The following is a 23,660-nucleotide window of genomic DNA, read 5'->3' as shown; positions in this document are numbered from 1 at the left end:
GCCTGCCGCCAGCGTTCGTTCTGAGCCAGGATCAAACTCTCAAGTTGAAAATTTGATAATTGGCTTCTTTTGGTCAAAACCCCCATCGTCTCCGACAGAGGCATGAACCGTGGTCACGCTCAAATTGACGAGAACATATTTTACACACCAGACGATCATCTCTGACCATCCAGGTAACATAGTTCTATCAAGAAACGTGTCCGCCAAAGTTCATTGTGACAACCCGATCTCTCAGGCCATCCGCAGACTATGCCGCCCACGTTTCTCTTTCTTCTGTATAAAATTGTCAAAGAACAGACAGTCTCAAAACCGTCGAAAATCTCACCCGCTCAACCAGTTCCGCAGCCCAACCTCAACTCATCGTCTCAGTCTCGTCTGCGCCCCGTCTCAGCGGTGCCGGGTATCTAGTCCACACCGTTCAGTGTGTCAACCCATTTTTTTGAAGAAAATCACAAACTTATAAGTCGTTCTTCCCTTCAAATCTCAACAAGGCTTCCACCCCGCCGAGACGCCCCACCTACTCACAAGCCAACCCAAAGTCAACCGCTTTCACCAGAACTCAAGGACGAAGCAACCTGCCGCTAGCAGCGTCGCCGCCCTCGTTGTGGCGCCATATAGACCCCGCCAATCAAAACTGTCAACGACAATCGTCACGTTTTTGCAAAAATTCTTTCCACAGGGAAATCGAATAGATTTAATCATATGGAAACCCATTGCGCCATTCGATTCCGATCTGTTCACGTAAAAAGGCGGCCTTTCGACCGCCTTCTACATATCCATAGCAATGAGAAGGCCTGATCGATCACTCCTCGGGCTCATATACGCGGATACCGTCATCTTTAGCGAACAGCACGCAAGGCCCCTGCGACCCCCGCGGATCATAGGCATAACCCTTTGCAGCAAGAGCATGGGTCATCTCCCTGATCCCGGTCAGGCCATAAAGATGATCGTGAAGTTCCAGAAATATACGCTCAACGCCCGGCAGATCGGCTTTCAGCAGCAGATCCCGTTCCGCGCCTTCAATGTCCATCACCAGAACATTGATATCATGCGTGTTTATGAATTCATCGATATTATTCGACTGCAATTCGATCGTGCGTTCATAAGGACCCTGATTTTCATCCATGGAGGACATCCACAAGTCCCGCCGGACATAAAAGCAAAACGAACCAGGTTCGCCCGCGCTCAATATGCCCTGAGACAGAACCACATTGTCGAGATCGTTGGCATCGATCACCCTGCGTGCGAGCGCCGCGGTCGCTGGGTTGGCCTCGAAAGCCCATACGGACACATCCGCTATTCCGGCAATGATCGAGGTAATGATCCCGATCCCCGAACCAAGTTCCAGCACCCTGTCGCCAGGTTTCACCGCCTTATAGATCGAACGCGCTTCCTTGGCCTCATAGCTCCCACTCGTCAAAGCCTGCCAGATGACCGGCGAAACTTCGTCCGCAGCAATCGGAACGTCTATTCCATGTACTTTCAACAATTTCCCGCCCAACCCTCATGTTCGGTGCGCGTCGTCTGAACGCATTTAACATTATCCAGGATTTGAACATAAGCTGATTTGGCTTCGACAAACCAGCACCCTGCCCGTCATCCACGCAAAGACGCCTATCTGGCGTTCCTGACCGCGGATTGCCGGCCACCATGAAGGTGCTGTAATTTTGATGCGGGCACGGGTCTGCCGATCAGATAGCCCTGGACCTGGTCGCAACCGAGCCGTTTGAGACACTCAAGCTGTTCTTCGGTTTCGATACCTTCGGCAATGGTCACCATCTTCAGGCTTCGCCCAACCCCGGTTACGAGTTCGACAATGGCAAACGCATCGGCTCGCGTGGTCACATCACGCACGAAAGAACGGTCGATCTTGATCTTGTCGAAAGGGAAGCCGCTGAGGCTGCCCAGCGATGAATAGCCGGTGCCGAAATCGTCCATGGCGATCTGGATGCCAAGTCCCTTCAATTGCCGAAGCGTACTCAATGTCTGCTCATTCTTGTCGAGTAGAACTGACTCGGTTATCTCGAGCTCCAGTCGCTCCGGGTTCAATCCGCTCGACTCAAGCGCACCAACGACGCTTTGAATGAGATCGAGACTTCGGAACTGGACCGGAGAAAGATTGACCGCGATCTTGAGCGGAGCGCTCCACTGGGCCGCTTCGGCGCAGGCTGTCTCCAGAACCCAGTCACCGAGCGCGCGGATAAAGCCGATTTTCTCGGCGACCGGGATGAAATCTACCGGCGATACCGCCCCGCGCACCGGATGAGTCCATCGCAGCAACGCTTCATAACCCTGGATCTCCCGGTCATTCGTCGTGGCTTGCGGTTGATAATAGACTTCCATTTCACCGTTCTGCAGGGCTTTCTGAAGATCGGATTCGAAAGATTTCTTCTCGCGCAAGCGGGTCTGCATCAGCGGCTTGAAAACGCTGGAATGGCCGGGACCAAGCGCCTTTGCTTCATAAAGGGCGAGATCGGCATGTTTGAAGAGTTCTTCCGTGTCGGGTTCACCCTGCGAAATCGCGATGCCAACACAGGTTCCGATCTTAATTTCCAATTCGCCGACAGGATATGGCCTGCCGATGACATCCATCAGGCGGTTGGATAGGGCGACGGCGGCTTCCTCGGACAGTCCGGTGGACAACAGCGCAAACTCGTCGCCGCCAAGCCGACAGACGATATCGCCCTGCGCTACAAGATTCGTCAGCCGTTCCGCTACGGCTTGCAACAAAGCGTCGCCGACATCGTGGCCGAGCGTGTCATTGACATCCTTGAACCCATCGAGATCGAGCAGAAAGACGTTCGCCGATGCCCCTCCCGCCTGAGCGACTTGCAAACGCTTCTCCAGATCCTGCCGAAACAGCACACGGTTCGGCAGACCTGTCAGCGCATCGTGATGGGCATCGTGTTCCAGCCGATAGTTCTGGGCCTGCAATTCGCCGGTAGCTTCCCGCAAATCGGCGGTAAGGCGCTGCATATTTCCATGCGCGCGGTCGAGCAGTTTGTTATGCCGCAACAAAAGAATAACAAGGATGACGCCGCAGAGAATGAGTCCCGCGGCAAGCGCCGTGTAAATGAAGTGAAGTTGCTTCACCTCAGCCTGCGCGACATCGATGACACCGACATCGTACTCGACGGAAGCTGACGCAAGCCCGGTCATAGGTCCGTCGAGCGCGGCCATCAACGGCAGTATGGCCCGGGCGCCAGCGGAATCGAGATGGTCCAACTGCGCATCGAGAGCATTCAGGACATCGCTCAGCTTGAGAAACAGTTCGTGGCGATCCGGATCGCCCTGAATGAACGACCGCAGGTTTCCCTGTTGCAGCAGTTCCAGCCGCCCAAGCATGATATCGAGGCGGAGCCGCACCTTCTCGCGCATCTCATCGGTGGTGTCGAGCGCGAAGTCGGCCACGACATGCTCCAGCCGCATATATTCCGAGACGGTCTGTCCGACCGACCAGGAATCATTATAGCGGGAAAATTTCTGAAGCGCGGTCTGCCGCTCGGTGATCACATAGGCGATATAGGCCGTTGCCACGACGAAACAACAGATAATGACGCCCAGGATTCGTCTCACACTGCGCCTCTATTCAACTATCAGCTTGGCAACCTGCCACGCGGAACGTGTATAATAGGTCTGTCTTTGAAGCTGCGGGTCGCTATCATACGGATAGATAATAAACAATGGTCCTTTGTCTCGCACCGGCATGTAATTGCCATCCCGTTTCAACGCAAGGATAACGTTGAAATTCCTGAAGTCATCCATCGGGATATTGCTGGTATAATCGTTCAGGGCAACCGCGGTCACTTTCGTGCCCTTCGCGCCCACGAGCGTCATGAGCTTCTCCATGGAAACGCCTTCGAAGCGAATACGGCCGTCATACCAGGGATTGGCGGTCACGATAGTCTGTAGCCCCAACGCCTCCAGCATATCCCTGTCGAACTGCGCGGTATTTCCGACATTGGTGTTGGAGATATTGCCGGATATGACGAGGATCGGCTTGCCCGCCGGTTGCGACAGCGGCTCGGCAGCGGCACCGGATATCCAGGCGAGCGGTAAAACGAGGCAGAAAAAAAGACGGATGAAGCTCATTGCATTTCTCCTTGAGAGTTAAGACCAATAAAGAGAAATTGCCTAAATCAAGGTGAAGATTGCATCGATCTTCTATCTTTTCCTGCTTATATGCAATGAAATTGAAATACCGGCGCGGCGCTGCCGTTAGGTAAGTTTAACTTGTGCTCGACCGGTAAATTCGCTGAAAGAGGGACATATTATAGCGCATTGCATCGCAAAAACATAATTCATCATGAGTAAATTTCGTCCTTTGGCCGCGATCTGGAATACCTCACCGCAAGATACCCCCGAACTACACGTGATTGACCGCTCGTGCAGCCCTATGTCCGCCAACCGGCGAGCCTTCCTCCCGTCATAGGCGCGGGAACACCTGTCGTACTCGGAAAACTGATGGGCAGACCACGCAGGACACGGACGGCCAGAAATGCGAAGCATTCCGCTTCCACGGCATCGCCGCGCCAGCCCAGCGTTTCGACCGGAACGAGTTCGACATGGGCACGCTCAACAAGCATATGCATGAGGGTCGGGTTATGGCGCCCGCCGCCGCTGACAGCGAGGCGCTTCGGGCGACGCGGCAGAATGTCCAGCGCCTTGCCGACGGCGGAAGCCGTAAAGGCCGTTAGCGTCGCGGCACCGTCCTCGGCATCGAGACCATCGGCCATTGCCGCCGTGAAATCGAAACGGTCGAGAGACTTTGGATAGGCTGTGGTCATATAGGGGTGCGCCAACAGCCTGGCGAGACGCTCCTCATCCACCTTGCCTCTGGCTGCCAGCAGACCGTCGCGATCCATATCGCCCAGACTACGCGCCTTTACGAAATCGTTGATCGGCGCATTTGCTGGCCCGGTATCGAAGGCCACCAACATATCGCCGCCATCCCACCAGGTTATATTGCCGACACCGCCCAGATTGAGAATCGCAGCCTCACCGTTTGCATCAGCGCTACGCAAAAGCGCGGCATGATAGATGGCTGCCAGCGGAGCGCCCTGCCCGCCAGCACGAATATCGGCGGTTCTGAAGTCGTAGGCAACTCTGGTTTCGAGCAGTTCGCTCATCAAGGCGCCGTCGCCAAGCTGGCGCGTATCCCCGAGCCTGCCATTCTGGGGAGCGCGATGAAGCACCGTCTGCCCGTGAAAGCCGATCACCTCGATCTCAGACATTGAAAGTCCGCTTTCCGCAACCAGTTCCTTGACGGCAGCGGACTGCGCGCGGGTGAGCGCCTCTTCTGCCTCCGCGAATACGGCCGGTTCGGGTCCGTTGAAATTCCAGGTGCGCGCTTCCGCCTGCGCCTGCTGAAGAAGAGCCAGAATCGAAGCCGGATAGGGTTTCAACGCATAGGGACCGAACTCCGTCACCGTTTCGCCATCGGTCTTCAAAAGCGCGACATCGATATTTCCGTCCAGAACGGTTCCCGTCATCAAACCGACGGCCCAAATTGGCTGCATATCTTTCCTGCCTTCGAATGAACACCTGCTCCCGAAGGATACGATGCCCGCGCATAGTCTCGCTCTGGCATAAAGGAAATCGCGGTCCGAGATCAACCACGATTCACGTAATGAATCATCGAGCCAGTAGTGAAAAAACAACCGACGAGGTTTTTTGGGCATGGACCGAAGACAAGTCTTTCGTGCTGGCTTCGTCGTGATATATCTGCCCGCGAACCTACAGGTGCCGGAGTATCGCCGGTACAAGCTCATAAAGGCATACGTCATGACTTCGATGTCCTCTCCCCCGAAAATTGGAAACGAAGAACGGTTGCAGCGACTGGCGCTGCTACAGGACAAGCTGCGCGATCGGGGTATCGGCGGCCTGTTGATCGGCCCGACCGAAAGCCTTCGTTATTTCACGGGACTCGTCTGGCACATCAGCGAACGCTTTCTGGGCACGCTCGTCACACCGTCCAAAGTCATTTATATCGTTCCCGGCTTTGAACAGAGCCGCGTTGAAAGCCTGCCGCATCTGCCGGGAGAGATTTGCGCCTGGCAGGAAGAAGAAGACAGCGCATCTCTCGTCGCCTCGCTGCTTCCGGCGGGTGCCACGCTTGCCGTTGACGATGCCGTACCCCTGTTTGTCTATAACGCGCTTAAACAGGAAATCGCGCCGGAGCGCTTGCTCGACGGTGGGGCGCTGATCCGCGAACAGCGCATCCGCAAGTCCGTCAGCGAGATCGCCATCATTCAGTACGCCATGGATCTTACCCTGGAGGTGCATCGTCGCACCCATGCGATGATCAAGCCGGGCATTGCTGCAAGCGAGGTCGTGCACTTCATCGATGAACAGCATCGCGCCCTTGGCGCAGCGGGCGGTTCTAGCTTCTGCATCGTGTCTTTTGGAACCGCTACGTCACTCCCGCACGGTGCGGATGGAGAACAGTTCTATCAATCCGGCGACGTCATCCTCGTGGACACCGGTTGCCGCATCGACGGTTACCACTCCGATTTGACACGCACCTATATGCTGGACGAACCAACCGCCGAATTTTCCCGCATCTGGCAGATCGAACGCGAAGCGCAACAATCGGTCTTCGATGCCGCGAAAATCGGCGCGGCCTGTTCGACGCTGGACGATGCCGCCCGCGCGACGCTCGTCAGGCACGGTCTTGGGCCCGACTACGCCTTGCCGGGCCTTCCGCATCGCGCAGGCCACGGTCTGGGTCTCGAAATTCACGAAGCGCCCTACATCGTTCGCGGCAACTCGCTGCCGCTGACCGAAGGCATGTGCTTTTCCAACGAGCCAATGATCGTGGTTCCGGGTCAGTTCGGCATCCGTCTGGAAGACCATATCCATATGACCGCCGACGGGCCGAAGTGGTTCACGCAACCGGCAAAGAGTCCAACCGAGCCTTTTGCCTTAACATACGGTTAGCTTCAGCCGGTTCTGGCAATCCCCGCCCAACTTTCGGACTGCCTTGTGCCGATACCGATCAGGTCGATGGCTCTCGCTGCGATCTGACCGGCGACATCTTCGACCGTTTGCGGATTGAAATAAAATGCGGGAACGGGCGGCATCACGATGGCGCCCATTTCGGTCACGGTGCACATATTGCGCAAATGAACCAGATGGAGCGGCGTCTCGCGGGCAATCAGCACGAGCTTGCGCCGCTCTTTCAAATGAACGTCGGCTGCACGGGTCAGCAGATTGTCGCTGTAGCCGCTCGCAATCGCCGCAAGCGTACGCATCGAACATGGCGCAACGATCATGCCCGTTGTGGCAACCGATCCGCTGGCAATTGCTGCACCGATATCGCCCGCCGAATAATTGCATCGCGCGAAGCTGTGCAAAAGCGAGTAGCCGTCCGGCCCCAATTCATGGCGCAATGTCTGTTGCGCGGCATTGGATATGACGAGGTGGGTTTCGACCCCGTCCATGGAGGCAAGAAGCTCCAGCAATTTTAGTGAAATCAATGCGCCAGACGCGCCTGAAATGCCGACGACGACCCGCTTCATTACATTTTCTCCCGATCAAGCCCGAGTTCGTTCCAGATTGCGTCCACGCGCGCGACCACTTCATCGTTCATCTTCAAAACGGAGCCCCATTCCCGTTCGGTTTCGGCGTCGATCTTGTTGGTCGCATCGAGACCGAGTTTTCCACCCAGGCCGGAGCGTGGAGACGCGAAATCGAGATAATCCACCGGCGTGTCGGAAAGGACGACAATATCCCGGCTGGCATCGAAACGGGTCGAAAGCGCCCACAGGACATCGTCCCAGTTGCGTATGTTTATGTCGGGATCGACCGTGATAATGAGTTTGGTATAGCTGAACTGAGACAGGAAAGACCAAAGCCCCATCATCAGCCGCCGTGCCTGACCGGGATAGCGCTTGTCGATCGAAACCACCATTGCGCGATAGGAACATGCTGCTGGCGGCAGCCACAGATCGACGATTTCGGGAAACTGCTTGCGGACCACGGGCACGAACAGGTCGTTCATCACCTCACCCAGCCGGGACGGCTCGTCCGGCGGACGTCCTGTATAGGTCGAAAGATAAAGCGGTTTCCTGCGCATCGTGATCGCGGTCACATGCATGACCGGAAATTCCTCGACGCTGTTATAATAGCCGGTGTGGTCGCCATAGGGACCTTCGGGAGCCGTCTCCGAGACAGAAACATAGCCTTCAAGAACGATCTCCGCATTTGCAGGCACCGGCAAGGGCACCGTGCGTCCTGACGCAATGGACGGCCTGCGACCGGCAAGCAGGCCCGAAAAAGCCAGTTCGCTCATTCCTTCAGGCAACGGCATGACCGCAGCAAGAATTGTTGCCGGGTCGGCACCAATCGCAATCGCGACAGGCATATGCTCCCCTCGCTGCTGCCACATGCGGTGATGGCGTGCACCGCCGCGATGCGCCAGCCAGCGCATGATCAGCTTGTTACGTCCGAGCTTCTGCATTCGATAGATGCCGACATTGATATCCGACGGATCGTCCGGCGCCTGCGTGATGGCCAACGGCCAGGTGACAAGCGGCGCTGGCTCGCCCGGCCAACACCATTGAATCGGCAGGATATCGAGGTCGACTGCATCGCCTTCCAGAACGTTTTCATGCACCGAAGCCCGCCTGGTGCGGCGCAGGCGCATGTTCAACGCAGCCCTGGCCAGCGGCAGCTTGCTCCATATTTCCCCCGCCGACCGCGGAGGGTTTGGCGAGCGCAATTCCGCCAGCATTTCCGCCAAGTCCGCAATGCCTTCGGGTTCGCACCCCAAACCCCATGCGATCCGTCGCTTTGAGCCGAAGAGGTTGGCAAGAAGCGGAATGGAATGCACCCGACCGTTAGCATCGACAGGCCGCTTGAACAGCAGGGCCGGGCCGTCCTTCTCCAATACGCGTTTGTGAATTTCGGTTATCTCGTGAACAAGCGATACCGGACGCTCGATCCGAACGAGATCGTTGCGCCGTTCAAGCTCCGACGCAAAACTTTGCAGACAATCGTAATTCGCGAATAAAGAAGAGCCTGTTTTCATGCTCGACTTTTGGACGCTGAATTCTCTCGCCGTCTTTGATCTGAATCAAACTCTTCCTGCTATGAATCGCATAAATGTCCGGCACAACTTCTATAGCTCACCGGAGCTGAGTCATGATGAAAATACCTGGGGCTGTTGTTACGCCAGCCCGGCTCGTGCCGCCATTTCTGCTGGCCCCTTTCGTCTCGCGCATCTTCTTTCAGGTGATGCGCAGCCATCCGGGCCTTTTCGAGCGATTGGGCGATCATGCAAGGAAGCGCTTCCGGTTCCATCCTTCCGATCTTCCTTTCGCTTTTGTGGTTGAGCCCGACAAGCCGCGTATCAGGATCATGCGTGAGAGCGAAAACGCAGATGTCGATGCGGGAATCGAGGGACCTCTGGTCATGCTTCTCGCACTCCTTGAAGGCAGGCTTGATGGAGATGCGCTGTTCTTTTCCCGCGATATAACCGTAACCGGCGACATGGAGGCCATGCTCGCTTTGCGCAACGCGCTTGACGACTGCAATATCGATCTTCCGTCAGATCTCGGCGCCAGCGCAGGGCCGTTTTCCCCGATGGTTCGCGGCTTCGCAAGTTTCGTGCGCGAAAAGGCCATTGGCAAGGAGGCTGAAAGGTGGAACTGATCTGTCCTGCAGGTACGCCCTCGGCATTGCACGAAGCGGTAGCTGCGGGCGCGGACGCCGTCTATTGCGGGTTCCGCGACGAAACCAACGCACGCAATTTTCCTGGCCTCAATTTCAGCCGACAGGAATTGCGCGATGCGATCCAGTTTGCCCACGCACGCAAGACGCAGGTCTTCGTCGCCATCAATACCTTCATGCGCGCTGGCGATGAACAAATCTGGTATCAGGCCGTCGACGATGCCGCAGCCCTCGGCGCGGATGCCGTCATCCTGGCTGATTTCGGACTGATGGCCTATACGGCCGAGAAACATCCGGCACAACGGCTTCACGTGTCGGTTCAGGCGTCCGCATCCAATGCAGATGCGATCGGATTTCTTGTCGATGCATTCAATGCGAAGCGGGTCGTACTGCCCCGCGTCCTGACCATTCCCGATATTGCACGGCTTGGCCGCAAGATCGACTGCGAGATGGAAGTGTTCGTCTTCGGCGGATTATGCGTGATGGCGGAAGGCCGCTGTTCGCTGTCATCTTATGCCACAGGCCGTTCTCCCAATATGAACGGCGTCTGTTCCCCGGCAAGCCATGTCCGCTACAGGCAGGACGGCAGCGAACTGGTCTCCGAGCTTGGCGACTACACGATCAATCGCTTCCCCCATGGTGAGCCGGCGGGTTACCCTACCCTCTGCAAGGGCCGGTTCAATATTGGCAACGAGCAGGGATATGCTTTCGAGGACCCCATTTCACTCGATGTCATGGACCATATGGACGAGTTGCGAGCCGCCGGCGTTTCCGCGCTCAAGATCGAAGGTCGGCAACGCGGCAAGGCCTATGTCGGTGAAGTCGTTTCCACATTGCGCCAGACGCTGGCCGCCAGCCCCGAGAAGCGGGCCGCCCTGCTCTCCCGTCTCCGTTTGCTGAGCGAAGGCCAGCAGACGACTTCGGGTGCCTATGAAAAACGCTGGAGATAGATATGTCTGCTGCAAGCCTCAGCCTCGGTCCCCTTCTGTTTCTGTGGAATGGACCGAAATGGAGGGACTTTTATTTCCGTATCGCCGATGAAGCGCCGATCAGCCATGTGACCGTGGGCGAGATCGTCTGCTCCAAACGCTTCCATTTCATGGCGCCTTATATGGATGCGGTCATTGAGCGGCTCCAGCGCGCCGGAAAAGAGGTCAGCCTCGGTTCTTTGGCGCTTGTGATGCTGGAGCGGGAAGCAAAGCAGATTCGCCAGATGATCGAAAAGGCCACACTGCCGGTGGAAGCCAACGACCTGTCGGCGCTCGGGCTTTTGTCGGGTGTGCCGCATTCCGTTGGCCCGCTGGTCAATGTCTATAATGCAGCGACTGCCAAGGTTTTGTCTGCGCGAGGCGCGCACTCGATCTGCCTGCCGCCCGAACTTCCCGTCAGTTCGATCCATGAGATCGTCAAGGGGGCACCCGGCATCGCGTTCGAGGTCTTCACTTTCGGGCGTGTACCTCTGGCCATATCGGCGCGCTGCGCGCACGCACGCTCCAAGGGGCACATAAAGGATAACTGCCAGTTCGTTTGCGGTGAGGAACCAGATGGCCTGCCTGTCAGAACGCTGGACAGCCAGCCCTTTCTCGCATTGAACGGCGTGCAGACGCTGTCGCATACCTGCCAGTCACTGATAGAGGATATGCCGGACTTGCTACAGGCAGGGGTCAGGCGCTTCAGGCTCTCGCCGCAGGATTGCGATATGGTCGCGGTTGCCGGCGTTCATAAAGAGGTTCTGGACAACAAGATCGGTCCGGAAGAAGGTGCGGCCCGCTTACGCGAGCTTTATCCGAATGTGCCGCTTTCAAACGGCTTCCTACACGGAAATATCGGCGCGGCCTGGATCAGCAGGCAACGTTCCGCAACCGCGCATTGATATGATAAAGGCGACTTAACTCTCATCTTCGGCGATGATTTTCAGACGCCGGAGATCGCGTACAAGCAAGGTTTGCCTTCCGCCTTCCACCCAGCCTTTGCTCTGCCACTGGCTGACGATGCGCGATACCGTGTGGAGCGTCGTTCCGGTCAATTCCGCAATATCCTGTCTGGAGACGGGAAAGTCGATCCGCATCCCGCCGACATCCTCGACACCTGCTTCCCTGACCAGCCGCAAAACAGCGTGAGCGACACGCTGCTCGACCTCCTGGGTCGATATCTCGCGAATACGGCTGTGCGCGGCATCCAGGCGGCGTCCGATCATCTGCATGGCATTGACGGCAAAAGCCGGATTATGCGCCATGAACTCCGTCATCATCGACATCGGCCAGGCAAGAATCGCACTGTCTACGGCGGCAACCGGAGTCGCCGGATAGTCCCTGCGCCCCAAGGCCAGCGCAAACCCGAACAAATCACCCGGATTGACTACCCGCACGATGATTTGCTGGCCATCGGCGGTTACCTGCATGACCTTCAAACGCCCCTTGAGCAGCAGAAAAAAATGGTGCGCCTCTTCGCCCTGTTTGAAAACAGCGGAACCTTTCGGTACGGCACGATGGATCGCCTGTCCGAAAAGCTGGTCGAAGGCCGCTTCGTCCATCCCTGCAAACACCGGCAACAACCGGAGCTTTGTTTTATCGACGGCTGTACTCATCTTATCCTCGTCGCCACACCGCTTTTGCCAAGGCGTGATGGCTACGAGGTACCAGACTGAACCCGGAATTAAAACAGGAACGTGTTTCACGAAAGCCATCTTGCCGGGATAGAACCCGCAGCCGATTATCCGTTCTGCACCAACCTGAACCGTCCGGGGCTCTGGCCGATCCATTTCTGGAATGCACGATAAAAGGCGCTCGGCTCGCTGTAGCCCAGTTCCGCAGCCACTTCCGCGATGCTGTGTTTTTTATCCTGCAAGAGCCGCTGCGCGATGACAAAACGCAATTCGTCCCGGATCGCACCAAAACTCTGCCCTTCGGCCTTCAGCCTGCGGCGCAGGGTCGGCGCGGACATGCCGAGCCTTGCCGCCATATCCTCGAAGGACGGCCATTCCTGTGCGGACATCGCGCCCAGATGCGCGCGCACACGGGCGGAAATATCGTTGTCGTGGCGATAGCGGATCAGGATATTGGCGGGCGCTTCACGCAGAAAACTTTCCAGCGCCGCATCGGAGCGAATGATGGGCAGCGTCAGATAAGACGAGGCAAAAACCAGCTGCGTCTCCGGTTGGTCAAAATGAACCGGAGCGCCGAAGAATTGGCGATAATCCTGCCGGTGCACTGGCGCGGGACAGGCAAAATCGAGTGTGCGCAGCGGAATGCGCCGCCCCACAAGCCAGCAGGCGATCCCCATCAGGATCAGCCAATAGGCGCGATAGGCGAAGGCCGGACGCGGTGGTCCGGCGTCGCGGAGAACGACATGCGCCATGCCGTCACGAATGCGCAATTCGCCGCGCGGATCGTCCAATACGACATTGAGAAACTGCAAGGCGCGTCGCAGGGCGCGCTCAAGCGTGCCCGCATGTAGAACCGCATGGCACAGCAGATTGAAACTGCCGGGGCGCATGGGGCGCGCCGCAAGGCCGAAGAATTCATCCTCGATCGTCTCGGCAATCAGCCACCACAGATGACCATACTCAACATTGGTAACGGGTTCTGTGACCGTTTCCGGCAATCCGATAGCAGCCATCAGCGAAGCCGTGTCCATACCGCGCTGACGCACGCAATCCAATGCATCCTCTACGAAGCCAGGTGTGATATTATGGCGTTCCATGCGACCAACATATTGCAAAAACGATCACCGATTAATGCATCAAATGTCATTGTTTGCAATGATCGGGTGAATAACCTTATCCGAGCAGCCCTCAAGAGGAGCCGTCTGGTGTGGGGACTGCAATGGAAGCTCTGGGAGGAATGCCGGAATGACTGGAACAGCAGTTTCAGCGCTGCGTGTGCGCTATGATGACGCCGTGGCGCAGTTTCAAATCGAAAATGCCATTGCACTGCTTCAGGGAAATCCCGATACGGGCATCAACGCCTGCGTCGAATGCTGCGACCGTTATGTGGGCGAAAACCGTATTGCGCTGCGCACTATTTCCGCCAGCGGAAATTTGAGCGAATTCACCTTCGAGGACCTGCGCGACCTGTCCGCCCACGTCGGCAACGTCCTGAAGGACGCCGGTGTCGGCACGGGCGACGTGGTGGCTGGCCTTTTGCCGCGCACGGTGGATCTGATCGCCACCATTCTGGGCGCATGGCGTATCGGCGCTATCTACCAGCCGCTCTTCACCGCCTTTGGCCCCAAAGCCATCGAACAGCGCTTCGGCACCAGCGGCGCGAAGCTGGTCGTCACCAATATGACTAACCGCGCCAAGCTGACGGAAGTGGAAAACTGCCCCCGCGTTGCAACCATTCTCGCCCCCGGCGAGATATTGCCGGAAGGCGATATTGATTTCCGCGCAGCCATGGCGACGGCATCGACCGAGTGCGAACCTGTCCTGCGCAAGGGTGACGACCTCTTCATGATGATGTCCACCTCAGGCACCGCCGGTTTACCCAAAGGCGTTCCGGTGCCGTTGCGGGCGCTGATGGCCTTCGGGGCCTATATGCGTGAGGCGGTTGGCCTGCGCAGCAACGACATTTTCTGGAATATCGCCGATCCGGGCTGGGCCTATGGTCTTTACTACGCCGTGACGGGTCCGCTCCTTCTGGGTGCGGCGACCATTCTGAACGAGGGCGGTTTCACCGCTGAAAACACCTATGACATTATCGAACGCCTCGGCGTAACGAGCCTTGCCGGATCGCCAACCGCGTTCCGCCTGCTGATGGCGGCCGGACCGGAAGCTGCCGCCCGCGTCAAGGGCCGCCTGCGCGTGGTTTCCAGTGCCGGAGAACCGCTCAACCCGGAAGTGATCCGCTGGTTCGATGCCCATCTCTGCACGCCGATCCACGATCATTACGGCCAGACGGAACTGGGCATGGTCGTCAACAACCACCACGGCCTTGAACATCCGGTGCGGCAGGGTTCGGCAGGTTACGCCATGCCGGGCTACAGGGTTGCTGTTCTGGACGAAGCCGGAAACGAAGTCGGCCCCAACGAACCGGGCGTTCTGGCGGTCGATATCGACAATTCGCCGCTGCTGTGGTTCACCGGCTATTACAAGAAGGACACGCCCTCCATCGCCGGCGGCTATTATCGCACCGGCGATACGGTGGAATTCGAGCCGGACGGCTCGATCAGCTTCATCGGTCGTGCCGATGATGTCATCACCTCGTCGGGCTATCGCATCGGGCCATTTGACGTGGAAAGCGCACTTCTGGAACATCCCGCCGTCAACGAGGCTGCGGTGGTCGGCGTTCCCGACCCACAGCGCACCGAGATTGTGAAGGCATTCGTCATTCTCGCACCCAACTTCGAGGGTTCGGAGGAACTGGCTGAAGAACTGGCGCTTCACGTCAAGAAGCAGCTTTCCGCCCATGCCTATCCGCGCGAAATCGATTTCGTGGCAGAGCTTCCCAAGACGCCGAGCGGAAAAATACAGCGCTTCCTCCTGCGCAAGGCGGAAGTCGAAAAGCAACAGCAACAGAATTAGGATCCAAGGCAAATGCAGATAGAAAATCGCGTATTTCTGGTCACTGGCGCGGGCTCCGGTCTGGGCAATGCTGTTGCCGAAATGGTTGTTGGTGCAGGCGGCAAGGTTGTTCTCCTCGATGTGAACGCGCAGGCAGGCGAAGAAGCGGCAAAGAAATTTGGAACATCGGCTCTGTTCCAACGCACCGACGTCACCAGCGAGGACGACGGCAAAGCGGCGATTGCAGCCGCACTCAACGCCTTCGGGCGCATCGACGCTCTGGTCAACTGCGCCGGTATCGCGCCGGGCGAAAAAGTGCTGGGCCGTGATGGCGCGCACAAGCTCGACAGTTTCACCCGCGCCATTTCGATCAACCTGATCGGCACGTTCAACATGCTGCGACTGGCTGCCGAGGCCATTGCGAAGAACGAGCCGGGTGAAAGCGGCGAGCGCGGCGTTATCGTCAACACCGCATCGGTCGCCGCCTTCGACGGCCAGATCGGTCAGGCCGCCTATTCCGCTTCCAAGGGCGGCGTTGCGGCCATGACCCTGCCGGTCGCGCGTGAAATGGCGCGTCATGGCATTCGCGTCATCACGATCGCACCGGGAATTTTCGCGACGCCCATGATGGCGGGCATGCCGCAGGAAGTACAAGACGCGCTTGGCGCATCGGTGCCCTTCCCGTCGCGTCTCGGAAAGCCAGCGGAATATGCCGCGCTTGTGCGCCATATTGCTGAAAACCAGATGCTGAATGGTGAAGTCATTCGTCTCGATGGCGCTCTGCGCATGGCTGCTAAATAAAGTATGTCTCCCAAAAGTGGAAACCGGTTTTGGGATAAAGACATGCGTAAAGAAAATTAAGGAAGACAATGATGTCTAAAAGCGATCCTATTGTCATCGTCGGCGCATCGCGCACTCCCATGGGCGCATTTCAGGGCGACCTGACCGGCATTGCCTCCCCCGATCTGGGCGCTGCGGCCATCACCGGCGCATTGGCGGGTGCGGGTCTTGCGCCCGAAGCCGTTGAAGAAGTTATCATGGGCTGCGTGTTGCCTGCCGGTCTCGGACAGGCTCCGGCGCGTCAATCCGCGATCAAGGCCGGACTGCCGCTTGGCACTGGTGCCACCACCGTCAACAAGATGTGCGGCTCCGGCATGAAAGCTACCATGCTGGCGCACGATCTTCTGCTGGCCGGTTCTGCCGATGTGATCGTTTCGGGCGGCATGGAAAGCATGACCAATGCCCCTTACCTGCTGCCCAAGGCACGCGGCGGTTATCGCATGGGCCATGGCCAGGTCATCGACCATATGTTCCTCGACGGTCTGGAAGATGCTTATGACAAGGGCCGTCTGATGGGCACTTTTGCCGAGGATTGCGCGGAAGCCTATCAGTTCACGCGCGAGGCGCAGGACGCATTTGCCATTGCCTCGCTGACGCGCGCGCAAAAAGCCATCAAAGACGGTCTGTTCGCCGCCGAAATCACCCCCGTCACCGCCAAGGCCGGTCGCACGGAAGTGCAGGTTTCAATTGATGAACAGCCGGGCAAGGCCAAGCTCGACAAGATCCCGACGCTGCGCGCCGCCTTCCGCGACGGCGGCACGGTGACAGCAGCCAATTCCTCGTCCATCTCGGACGGTGCGGCAGCGCTCGTTCTCATGCGCGCATCGGAAGCCGAAAAGCGCGGCCTGCCCCCGCGTGCCGTGCTGGTCGGACATTCGACCCATGCCGACAAGCCGAACCTTTTCGCCACTGCGCCCATCGGCGCTCTGCGCAAACTGTCGGACAAGACCGGCTGGGATCTGAAAGACGTCGATCTTTTCGAGATCAACGAAGCTTTTGCCGTGGTGACCATGGCCGCCATGCGCGATCTCGACCTGCCACATGACAAGGTAAATATCCATGGCGGCGCTTGCGCGCTCGGTCATCCGATTGGTGCTTCCGGCGCGCGCATTCTGGTGACGCTGCTGGCCGCACTCGAAACCCACGGACTGAAACGCGGCATGGCGGGCATCTGCATCGGCGGCGGCGAAGCCACCGCAGTTGCCATCGAAAGGATCGTGTGATGCTCCTGACCGACACGCAGGAACAGATCCGCGACGCTGTCCGCGAATTCGCGCAGGAGCGCCTTGCGCCCGGCGCGGCGGAACGCGACCGCGAACATGCCTTTCCCCGTAGCGAGCTTTCCGAAATGGGCGAGCTTGGCTTCCTCGGCATGCTGGTGCCGGAAGAATGGGGCGGCTCGGATCTCGGCATGGTCGCCTATGCGTTGGCGCTGGAAGAAATCGCCGCTGGCGACGGTGCCTGCTCGACCATCGTTTCCGTGCATTCGTCGGTCGGTTGCGCGCCGATCCTGCGTTTCGGCACAGAGGAGCAAAAACGCCGCTTTCTGCCCAAAATGGCATCCGGCGAATGGATCGGCGGCTTTGCGCTGACCGAACCGCAGGCCGGTTCCGACGCGTCCGCGCTCAAAACGCGGGCGCGGCTGGACGGCGATCATTATGTGATCGACGGTTCCAAGCAGTTCATCACATCGGGCAAGAACGGCAATGTGGTGATCGTTTTTGCCGTTACCGATCCGGCAGCGGGCAAGAAGGGCATTTCGGCCTTCATCGTGCCGACCGATACGCCGGGCTATGAGGTCATGTCGGTCGAGCACAAGCTTGGTCAGCATTCCTCCGACACCTGCGCGCTTGCCTTCACCAATATGCGCGTGCCGGTGGAAAACCGGCTCGGCGCGGAAGGCGAAGGTTATAAGATCGCGCTCGCCAATCTTGAAGGCGGACGCATTGGTATTGCTTCACAAGCCGTCGGCATGGCACGCGCTGCTTTTGAAGCTGCACGCGATTATGCCCACGAACGCATCACCTTCGGCAAGCCGATTGCGGAACATCAGGCGGTAGCTTTCCGTCTGGCCGACATGGCAACGAAAATCGAAACGGCGCGCCAGATGGTGCTCCATGCCGCAGCGCTTCGCGAAGCGGGCAAGCCCTGCCTGACGGAAGCTTCCATGGCCAAGCTCGTGGCATCCGAAATGGCCGAACAGGTGGCCTCCGCCGCGATCCAGATCCATGGCGGCTATGGTTATCTCACCGATTATCCGGTCGAGCGCATCTATCGCGATGTGCGCGTCTGCCAGATCTATGAAGGCACCAGCGAAGTGCAGCGTCTCGTCATCGCGCGAGGGCTGTAACAATCGGTCGGAAACAATTGCATAACAGTGCAAATGGGGCCAAAGGTCATACGACCATATGACAGAAGAGGCCCCATGACCGTCCGTGAGATTGTCCGCTATCCCGATCCCAGACTGCGCGCTGTCGCCGAGCAGGTCAACCGGTTCGACGACGATCTCCAGAAGCTCGCCACCGATCTTCTGGAGACCATGCGCGCAGCGCCCGGCATAGGCATCACTGCCCCGCATATCGGCATTATGAAACGGGTAGTCGTTCTCGAACTATCGGCGGACGAAGGCCCGAAGACCTATGTGAATCCGGAGCTCGTCTGGGCATCCGAGGAAAAAACCCGCCATCAGGAAGGCAGTGTTTCGATGCCGGGCGTCGTGGACGAGGTCGAGCGTCCTGCGCGTGTCCGCATCCGTTATCAGGATTTGAGCGGTGGCGAGCAGATCGAAGAAGCAGACGGGCTGCTTGCCATATGCCATCAGCACGAAATCGATCAGCTCGATGGCATTTTCTGGATCCAGCGCCTTTCACGGCTGCGCAGGGAGCGCCTGATCAAACGTTTCGAGAAGCTGCAGCGCCAGAGATAAGTGGCGCCACAGCCCCTGTTATCAGTACAGCAGACGGGCGCGGATGGTGCCCGGAATTTCGCGGATCGCTTCCAGAACGGTTTCGCTTGCCTCGCCGACCCCATCCGCTTCCATCACCAGATAGCCGACCTCGCCATCGGTCTGGAGAAACTGACTTGCGATATTGATATTATATGTCGAGAAGACATTGACCAGGCTGTTGAGAATGCCGGGGCGGTTTTCATGCACATGCATGAAACGGGTGCCGGTCGGACGCGGCGGCAATTGCACCTGAGGAAAGTTGACGGCGCCAAGCGTCGAACCGACATCGGAATATTCAACCAGCTTTCGCGTCACTTCCGTGCCGATGCGTTCCTGCGCCTCTTCCGTGGAACCGCCGATATGCGGCGTTAGAATGACGTTTTCCAGTCCCTGAATCGGCGAAACGAACCTGTCGTTATTGGACGCCGGTTCAACCGGGAACACATCAATAGCAGCACCAGCAAGATGCCCCTCTTGCAGCACCTTGGCCAGCGCATCGAGATCGACGACGGAACCGCGCGCATTATTGATGAGGAAGGCGCCCTTCTTCATCTTGCGAAGCTTTGCTTCGGTAATCAGTTTGGACGTCGACTTGTTGGAAGGCACGTGCAGGCTGATGACGTCCGAGGTCTTAAGCAGTTCGTCGAGACTCGAAGCCGGTTTCACATTGCCATATTGCAGTTTGTCCGACGTATCGAAGTAACGCACGGTCATGCCGAGACTCTCAGCGAGATTACCCACCTGCGAACCGATATTGCCATAGCCGACGATACCGAGCGTCTTGCCGCGCACTTCGCGGCTTCCGATAGCTGTCTTGTCCCATCCACCGGCATGTGCTGAAACGGAGCGCGGGAAAATCTGGCGCATCAGCATGATGATTTCGCCGATCACCAGTTCCGCCACCGAACGCGTGTTGGAAAACGGCGCATTAAAAACCGGGATGCCGCGCTTGCGGGCGGCCTTGAGATCGACCTGGTTGGTTCCCACCGAAAAGCAGCCCACGGCAATCAGACGATTTGCAGCGGTAAAAATCTCTTCGGTCAATTGGCTGCGCGAGCGGATGCCAATGATGTGGGCCGACGAAATCGCTTTCATCAGATCGGCTTTATCAAGAGCCTTTGGGAGATGCGTGATATTGGTGTAACCGGCAGACTTGAAGTATTCGACAGCAGTCTGGCTGATGCCTTCAAGAAGAAGGACGTTGATACGATCACGAGCGAAGGAGAGGCGTTCAGTCATTTCGAAGAATTCCAGGCTGGAGCAGCAGATAGTCGGTTTACGACATGAATGAACCCAATGCCGTCGTCAATACGATATTCGGCACAAAACGGCCCTACCCGGCAAAAGAAGCGGAGTTTTTGGTCTGCGAGACAGGCGGACGCCGTCCAAGGCTCGGAAATCGCCCGAGTCTGCCTGATATTTCACCTGTACCCGGTGAAACAATCTACGTTATCTTTCCGTGAGGCGGCGTTCAGCGAATGCAACGCCTCATGTGTCTTGCAATTTGGCCCCTAACGATCGTGCGAACGGCAGGTAAAATGGTAAAAATCATAGGCATTTCCGGAAGTCTGCGTGCAGGCTCCTTCAACACAAATCTGCTGCGGCTTGCAGCGGAACTGATGCCGGATGGCTCGCAGATGATGGTGGAGACGCTGCATGGCATTCCTCTCTACGATGCAGACCTTGAAGCAAGTGAAGGCATTCCTGCACGCGTAACCCAACTGAAGGAAGCGGTGGCCGATGCCGACGGCCTGCTTCTTGCAACGCCGGAATATAACAATTCAATTCCGGGCGTTTTCAAAAACGGGATCGACTGGCTCTCCCGCCCGGCATCAGACATCGCGCATGTTTTCGGCGGCAAGCCGGTTGCCATCATCGGCGCGTCGCCCGGCGGTTTTGGCACGATCCTGAGCCAGAACGCCTGGTTGCCGGTGCTGCGCACCCTGCGCACCGAGCCGTGGTTTGCCGGAAGACTGCTGGTTTCTCACGCAGGTAACCTGTTCAACACCGAAGGAAAACTGACCGACGAAACCGTCACAGGACAGATTCAGTCCTTCGTTGCGGGTTTTGTGGCCTTTACCGAATCGATGCGAGAAAAAGCGGACTGATCAGGCCGTAGGGTCCTCTCCGGGCGGTACCGTCATCACGTCCGCCCATTCCGGGTGCCTGCGATATTGCGCCCGGACGTAGGGGCAAAGCGGTATGATCTTCACGCCGTTTTGCCGCACATCCTCGATCATGAAGCTTACGAGCGCCGCTGCCGAGCCGGTGCCTTTCATGCTATCTGGAGCACCGGTATGATCGGCGCTGATCAGATTGGCACCACGTCTGGTGAAAGTGATCTCGGTTTCGCCCTCGATACCGTCGATGCGGGCCACATACCGCCCTGTGCGGACACCTGTGTCTTCCTTGCCCATTCTCATGTCAACCATCCGAGCCGTCTCCGATTTTGAAGCATCACCCGACCGGTGCGAAACAAGAACCGACAGGATTATGCTCAGGATACAAGAAAGTAGAACGTCGAAGCGCCCTGCTCTTTCGTATAAATTATACGTGAAAACATCGTTCTGGCCACCACCTCCTCAAGGTCGGGAGTTTCGCCGCGTTTCGATCTGACTGAATGATATCAGCGCTCTAACCTATTCTATTTTAAGTATAATCTCATCAATCTTCGTTTCACCCCGGTCGGATCATGCTCTAACGGCAAAACACTGTTGCCCTCAAACATATGGACGGTCGGGGTGCGTGTCGTTAGCTTGACTTTATGTTGTTGCCGGAGACTGGACTGCGATGATCAAGGGTATAGCGCTGCTGTTATTGTTTCAGCTATTGGGTGAGAGCACGATTTTCCTGACCGGGCTTCCCATACCCGGCCCTGTGGTGGGACTCGTGCTTCTGTTCGTCGCCATGCAATTATGCAAGACGCTCCACTGGAACATCTTCGCCGAAGCAGAAACCGCAGCCGACGGATTTCTCGCCAATCTGGGCCTGTTATTCGTGCCGGCCGGTGTCGGGGTGATCACGATGTGGAGCCAGCTTCAGAACCAGGCTACGGCCATTCTGGCAATCGTGGTTATTTCAGCAATTCTCACGCTGGCAGTAACCGTCTGGACCTTCATCCTCGTGCAACGCTTTACCGGACGGAGCTAACCATATGAAACATCCGTTGGAACTCTGGGTCTATCTTTCGGCATCGCCCCTGCTGTGGTTGACACTGACATTGTGCATATGGATCGTGGCCTCGAATATTTCCGTCAGGCTCAAGCGTCATCCGCTGGCCAATCCCGTCCTGCTTTCAATCGTCCTGCTTTCCTGCCCGCTTCTCGTCTTCGATGTGCCCTACAGCCGCTTTTTCGAAGGAGCGCAGTTTATCCATTTCCTGCTCGGCCCAGCCACGGTCGCCATCGCCGTGCCGCTGTTTCGCCAATGGCATCAGGTGCGCAAGGCGCTTATTCCGATGGGTGCCGCCCTTGTCGTCGGCTCTTTCTTTGCAGTTCTGTCTATCGTCATTATGGGGAAATGGGCAGGACTGTCCCACGAAGTGCTGATTTCGTTTCTGCCAAAATCCGCAACGGCGGGGGTTGCGATGGCTATTTCGGCCACGCTTGGCGGCACGCCGTCGCTGACCGCCGTACTGGTGGTCCTGACTGGAATCATCGGTGCGCTTGTCGTGACACCGTTCATGAACGCGATGCGGATAAAGGATTACGCCGCGCGCGGATTTGCAGTCGGATTGACCTCCCACGGCATCGGAACCGCCCGCGCTTTCGATGTCGATAAGACGGCGGGGCTCTTTGCAGGCATCGCCATGGCCCTGAATGCCATCGCGACGTCGCTGATTGTGCCCCTGCTCGTCAAACTGATCCTGAACTGACAACCGGCCTCGGGCTTGCGGACAATCGAGGCCAGGAACGTCCGCCCTCAGATGTCGTTGCGTTCGTGATAGCTATGCAGGAATTGCTTCAGGCGCTGGTCCTTCGGCGTGCGGAAAATTTCCGATGGAGCACCGACGGCAACCATGCGCCCCGACACCATGAAACCCACCTGGTCGGCCACATGTGAGGCAAAACCCATCTCGTGCGTGACCACGACCATGGTCATCCCCTCAGCCGCCAACGTCTTCATCACCTGAAGCACCTCACCGACCAGTTCGGGGTCGAGAGCAGAGGTGGGCTCATCGAACAACATAAGTTGCGGCTGCATGGCGATGGCGCGTGCGATCGCAACCCGCTGCTGCTGCCCGCCCGACAGTCGGTTGGGATAGTTCGGCGCCTTTTCGGACAATCCAACCTTGGCCAAAGCCTCCGTGGCACGCTCGTCAGCCTCTTTTCTGGACAGACCGCGCACCTGCTGCAACGCTTCGGCCACGTTCTGGAGCGCGGTCATGTGCGGCCACAGGTTGAACTGCTGGAACACCATGCCGATCTTGCGGCGCATCCGGCGCAGTTTCGCCGGGGCCATGAGGCGCCCACCGGGACTTTCATAGCCGATCAACTCGCCATCGATACGCACCTCGCCGGAATCGTACTGTTCCAGAAAATTGATGCAGCGCAGCAATGTGGACTTACCGGAGCCGGACGGGCCGATCACGCAGGTCACCTTGCCCGGCGGCACGTGGAGCGAGGCGCCGTCCAGTGCCTTGAAGGTTCCGAAACTTTTGGAAACATTGATGAGGTCGGCTGAGGATTTTGACATGGCAGT

The 23,660-nt window shown here is 57.7% G+C and carries 23 protein-coding genes; 12 read left to right on the top strand and 11 right to left on the bottom strand.

The window, feature by feature from the left end:
* Positions 1 to 802 precede the first annotated feature (802 nt).
* The 4 genes from FHS76_RS18650 to FHS76_RS18635 form a co-directional block, all read right to left on the bottom strand.
* Positions 803 to 1,489, bottom strand: coding sequence for an FkbM family methyltransferase (locus FHS76_RS18650; RefSeq protein ID WP_183656412.1), 687 nt, complete (start codon positions 1,487 to 1,489; stop codon positions 803 to 805).
* A 125-nt stretch (positions 1,490 to 1,614) separates the two neighbouring features.
* On the bottom strand, positions 1,615 to 3,576 hold the full coding sequence (locus FHS76_RS18645) for a putative bifunctional diguanylate cyclase/phosphodiesterase (protein ID WP_183656409.1): 1,962 nt from the start codon (positions 3,574 to 3,576) through the stop codon (positions 1,615 to 1,617).
* A gap of 9 nt (positions 3,577 to 3,585) precedes the next feature.
* Positions 3,586 to 4,092, bottom strand: coding sequence for a molybdopterin-dependent oxidoreductase (locus FHS76_RS18640; RefSeq protein ID WP_183656406.1), 507 nt, complete (start codon positions 4,090 to 4,092; stop codon positions 3,586 to 3,588).
* Between the two features lie 302 nt (positions 4,093 to 4,394).
* Positions 4,395 to 5,519 carry an anhydro-N-acetylmuramic acid kinase gene (locus FHS76_RS18635; protein WP_183656403.1) on the bottom strand — a complete coding sequence of 375 codons (1,125 nt, stop codon included), beginning with the start codon at positions 5,517 to 5,519 and terminating at the stop codon, positions 4,395 to 4,397.
* Positions 5,520 to 5,784: 265 nt separating this feature from the next.
* On the opposite strand from FHS76_RS18635, the gene FHS76_RS18630 reads away from it, so the two are divergent.
* On the top strand, positions 5,785 to 6,939 hold the full coding sequence (locus FHS76_RS18630; protein ID WP_183656400.1) for a M24 family metallopeptidase: 1,155 nt from the start codon (positions 5,785 to 5,787) through the stop codon (positions 6,937 to 6,939).
* A 2-nt stretch (positions 6,940 to 6,941) separates the two neighbouring features.
* On the opposite strand, the gene FHS76_RS18625 is transcribed toward FHS76_RS18630, so the two are convergent.
* Both FHS76_RS18625 and FHS76_RS18620 read right to left on the bottom strand, forming a co-directional pair.
* Complete coding sequence (locus FHS76_RS18625; RefSeq protein ID WP_183656397.1) at positions 6,942 to 7,520, bottom strand: UbiX family flavin prenyltransferase; 579 nt, start codon at positions 7,518 to 7,520, stop codon at positions 6,942 to 6,944.
* Complete coding sequence (locus FHS76_RS18620) at positions 7,520 to 9,031, bottom strand: UbiD family decarboxylase (protein ID WP_183656394.1); 1,512 nt, start codon at positions 9,029 to 9,031, stop codon at positions 7,520 to 7,522. Before FHS76_RS18620 ends, FHS76_RS18625 begins: the two co-directional genes overlap by 1 nt.
* Before the next feature lie 113 nt (positions 9,032 to 9,144).
* Between FHS76_RS18620 and ubiT the strand changes: the two genes are divergently transcribed.
* The 3 genes from ubiT to FHS76_RS18605 are packed head-to-tail and all read left to right on the top strand — an operon-like array spanning position 9,145 to position 11,545.
* A complete protein-coding gene (ubiT, locus tag FHS76_RS18615) occupies positions 9,145 to 9,654 on the top strand; it encodes a ubiquinone anaerobic biosynthesis accessory factor UbiT (protein WP_183656391.1) in 510 nt (169 codons plus the stop codon).
* Positions 9,645 to 10,622: a ubiquinone anaerobic biosynthesis protein UbiU gene (gene ubiU, locus FHS76_RS18610; RefSeq protein WP_183656387.1), complete on the top strand. Its 978-nt coding sequence runs from the start codon at positions 9,645 to 9,647 to the stop codon at positions 10,620 to 10,622. Before ubiT ends, ubiU begins: the two co-directional genes overlap by 10 nt.
* Positions 10,623 to 10,624: 2 nt before the next feature.
* Complete coding sequence (locus FHS76_RS18605; RefSeq protein WP_183656384.1) at positions 10,625 to 11,545, top strand: U32 family peptidase; 921 nt, start codon at positions 10,625 to 10,627, stop codon at positions 11,543 to 11,545.
* Positions 11,546 to 11,560: 15 nt separating this feature from the next.
* Here the strand turns inward: FHS76_RS18605 and FHS76_RS18600 are convergent, their stop codons facing one another.
* Positions 11,561 to 12,259 carry a Crp/Fnr family transcriptional regulator gene (locus tag FHS76_RS18600; RefSeq protein ID WP_183656423.1) on the bottom strand — a complete coding sequence of 233 codons (699 nt, stop codon included), beginning with the start codon at positions 12,257 to 12,259 and terminating at the stop codon, positions 11,561 to 11,563.
* Positions 12,260 to 12,384: 125 nt separating this feature from the next.
* Positions 12,385 to 13,374 carry an AraC family transcriptional regulator gene (locus FHS76_RS18595; RefSeq protein WP_183656381.1) on the bottom strand — a complete coding sequence of 330 codons (990 nt, stop codon included), beginning with the start codon at positions 13,372 to 13,374 and terminating at the stop codon, positions 12,385 to 12,387.
* Positions 13,375 to 13,522: 148 nt separating this feature from the next.
* Here FHS76_RS18595 and FHS76_RS18590 point away from each other — a divergent pair, with 148 nt between their 5' ends.
* The 5 genes from FHS76_RS18590 to FHS76_RS18570 all read left to right on the top strand — a co-directional run bounded on the left by FHS76_RS18590 (position 13,523) and on the right by FHS76_RS18570 (position 18,938).
* Positions 13,523 to 15,193 carry an acyl-CoA synthetase gene (locus FHS76_RS18590; protein ID WP_183656378.1) on the top strand — a complete coding sequence of 557 codons (1,671 nt, stop codon included), beginning with the start codon at positions 13,523 to 13,525 and terminating at the stop codon, positions 15,191 to 15,193.
* A 12-nt stretch (positions 15,194 to 15,205) separates the two neighbouring features.
* Positions 15,206 to 15,973 (top strand): 3-hydroxyacyl-CoA dehydrogenase, encoded by a 768-nt coding sequence (locus FHS76_RS18585; protein WP_183656375.1) that lies wholly within the window; start codon positions 15,206 to 15,208, stop codon positions 15,971 to 15,973.
* 71 nt (positions 15,974 to 16,044) lie between these two features.
* Entirely contained in the window at positions 16,045 to 17,235 is a 1,191-nt protein-coding gene (locus tag FHS76_RS18580) for an acetyl-CoA C-acyltransferase (protein WP_183656372.1), read from the top strand.
* Positions 17,235 to 18,362, top strand: a complete 1,128-nt coding sequence (locus FHS76_RS18575; protein WP_183656369.1) for an acyl-CoA dehydrogenase family protein — start codon at positions 17,235 to 17,237, stop codon at positions 18,360 to 18,362. Before FHS76_RS18580 ends, FHS76_RS18575 begins: the two co-directional genes overlap by 1 nt.
* A gap of 75 nt (positions 18,363 to 18,437) precedes the next feature.
* Positions 18,438 to 18,938 (top strand): peptide deformylase, encoded by a 501-nt coding sequence (locus FHS76_RS18570; RefSeq protein ID WP_183656367.1) that lies wholly within the window; start codon positions 18,438 to 18,440, stop codon positions 18,936 to 18,938.
* 21 nt (positions 18,939 to 18,959) lie between these two features.
* Here FHS76_RS18570 and serA read toward each other — a convergent pair whose 3' ends face one another.
* Positions 18,960 to 20,198, bottom strand: coding sequence for a phosphoglycerate dehydrogenase (gene serA, locus FHS76_RS18565; protein WP_183656363.1), 1,239 nt, complete (start codon positions 20,196 to 20,198; stop codon positions 18,960 to 18,962).
* A gap of 299 nt (positions 20,199 to 20,497) precedes the next feature.
* Between serA and FHS76_RS18560 the strand changes: the two genes are divergently transcribed.
* A complete protein-coding gene (locus tag FHS76_RS18560) occupies positions 20,498 to 21,067 on the top strand; it encodes an NADPH-dependent FMN reductase (RefSeq protein WP_183656362.1) in 570 nt (189 codons plus the stop codon).
* Here FHS76_RS18560 and FHS76_RS18555 read toward each other — a convergent pair whose 3' ends face one another.
* Positions 21,068 to 21,391 carry a GNAT family N-acetyltransferase gene (locus FHS76_RS18555; RefSeq protein ID WP_183656359.1) on the bottom strand — a complete coding sequence of 108 codons (324 nt, stop codon included), beginning with the start codon at positions 21,389 to 21,391 and terminating at the stop codon, positions 21,068 to 21,070. It abuts the gene before it with no gap.
* A gap of 358 nt (positions 21,392 to 21,749) precedes the next feature.
* Here FHS76_RS18555 and FHS76_RS18550 point away from each other — a divergent pair, with 358 nt between their 5' ends.
* On the top strand, positions 21,750 to 22,109 hold the full coding sequence (locus tag FHS76_RS18550) for a CidA/LrgA family protein (RefSeq protein WP_183656356.1): 360 nt from the start codon (positions 21,750 to 21,752) through the stop codon (positions 22,107 to 22,109).
* A 4-nt stretch (positions 22,110 to 22,113) separates the two neighbouring features.
* Entirely contained in the window at positions 22,114 to 22,833 is a 720-nt protein-coding gene (locus FHS76_RS18545; RefSeq protein ID WP_183656353.1) for an LrgB family protein, read from the top strand.
* Between the two features lie 47 nt (positions 22,834 to 22,880).
* On the opposite strand, the gene FHS76_RS18540 is transcribed toward FHS76_RS18545, so the two are convergent.
* Positions 22,881 to 23,654: an amino acid ABC transporter ATP-binding protein gene (locus tag FHS76_RS18540; RefSeq protein ID WP_183656349.1), complete on the bottom strand. Its 774-nt coding sequence runs from the start codon at positions 23,652 to 23,654 to the stop codon at positions 22,881 to 22,883.
* Positions 23,655 to 23,660 lie beyond the last annotated feature (6 nt).

It is taken from the genome of Brucella daejeonensis (assembly GCF_014199265.1).
In the GTDB taxonomy this organism is placed as follows: domain Bacteria; phylum Pseudomonadota; class Alphaproteobacteria; order Rhizobiales; family Rhizobiaceae; genus Brucella; species Brucella daejeonensis.
This window is presented reverse-complemented; position numbering and strand designations above follow the sequence as displayed.

Coding starts and splice junctions, on each gene's coding strand:
- FHS76_RS18605 (WP_183656384.1), top strand. CDS start 10,625: ATGTCTGCTGCAAGCCTCAGCCTCGGTCCCCTTCTGTTTCTGTGGAAT.
- FHS76_RS18585 (WP_183656375.1), top strand. CDS start 15,206: ATGCAGATAGAAAATCGCGTATTTCTGGTCACTGGCGCGGGCTCCGGT.
- ubiT (WP_183656391.1), top strand. CDS start 9,145: ATGATGAAAATACCTGGGGCTGTTGTTACGCCAGCCCGGCTCGTGCCG.
- FHS76_RS18635 (WP_183656403.1), bottom strand. CDS start 5,519: ATGCAGCCAATTTGGGCCGTCGGTTTGATGACGGGAACCGTTCTGGAC.
- FHS76_RS18580 (WP_183656372.1), top strand. CDS start 16,045: ATGTCTAAAAGCGATCCTATTGTCATCGTCGGCGCATCGCGCACTCCC.
- FHS76_RS18550 (WP_183656356.1), top strand. CDS start 21,750: ATGATCAAGGGTATAGCGCTGCTGTTATTGTTTCAGCTATTGGGTGAG.
- FHS76_RS18575 (WP_183656369.1), top strand. CDS start 17,235: ATGCTCCTGACCGACACGCAGGAACAGATCCGCGACGCTGTCCGCGAA.
- FHS76_RS18600 (WP_183656423.1), bottom strand. CDS start 12,259: ATGAGTACAGCCGTCGATAAAACAAAGCTCCGGTTGTTGCCGGTGTTT.
- FHS76_RS18620 (WP_183656394.1), bottom strand. CDS start 9,031: ATGAAAACAGGCTCTTCTTTATTCGCGAATTACGATTGTCTGCAAAGT.
- FHS76_RS18595 (WP_183656381.1), bottom strand. CDS start 13,374: ATGGAACGCCATAATATCACACCTGGCTTCGTAGAGGATGCATTGGAT.
- FHS76_RS18590 (WP_183656378.1), top strand. CDS start 13,523: ATGACTGGAACAGCAGTTTCAGCGCTGCGTGTGCGCTATGATGACGCC.
- FHS76_RS18630 (WP_183656400.1), top strand. CDS start 5,785: ATGACTTCGATGTCCTCTCCCCCGAAAATTGGAAACGAAGAACGGTTG.
- FHS76_RS18555 (WP_183656359.1), bottom strand. CDS start 21,391: ATGGTTGACATGAGAATGGGCAAGGAAGACACAGGTGTCCGCACAGGG.
- FHS76_RS18560 (WP_183656362.1), top strand. CDS start 20,498: ATGGTAAAAATCATAGGCATTTCCGGAAGTCTGCGTGCAGGCTCCTTC.
- FHS76_RS18640 (WP_183656406.1), bottom strand. CDS start 4,092: ATGAGCTTCATCCGTCTTTTTTTCTGCCTCGTTTTACCGCTCGCCTGG.
- serA (WP_183656363.1), bottom strand. CDS start 20,198: ATGACTGAACGCCTCTCCTTCGCTCGTGATCGTATCAACGTCCTTCTT.
- FHS76_RS18545 (WP_183656353.1), top strand. CDS start 22,114: ATGAAACATCCGTTGGAACTCTGGGTCTATCTTTCGGCATCGCCCCTG.
- FHS76_RS18570 (WP_183656367.1), top strand. CDS start 18,438: ATGACCGTCCGTGAGATTGTCCGCTATCCCGATCCCAGACTGCGCGCT.
- FHS76_RS18625 (WP_183656397.1), bottom strand. CDS start 7,520: ATGAAGCGGGTCGTCGTCGGCATTTCAGGCGCGTCTGGCGCATTGATT.
- FHS76_RS18540 (WP_183656349.1), bottom strand. CDS start 23,654: ATGTCAAAATCCTCAGCCGACCTCATCAATGTTTCCAAAAGTTTCGGA.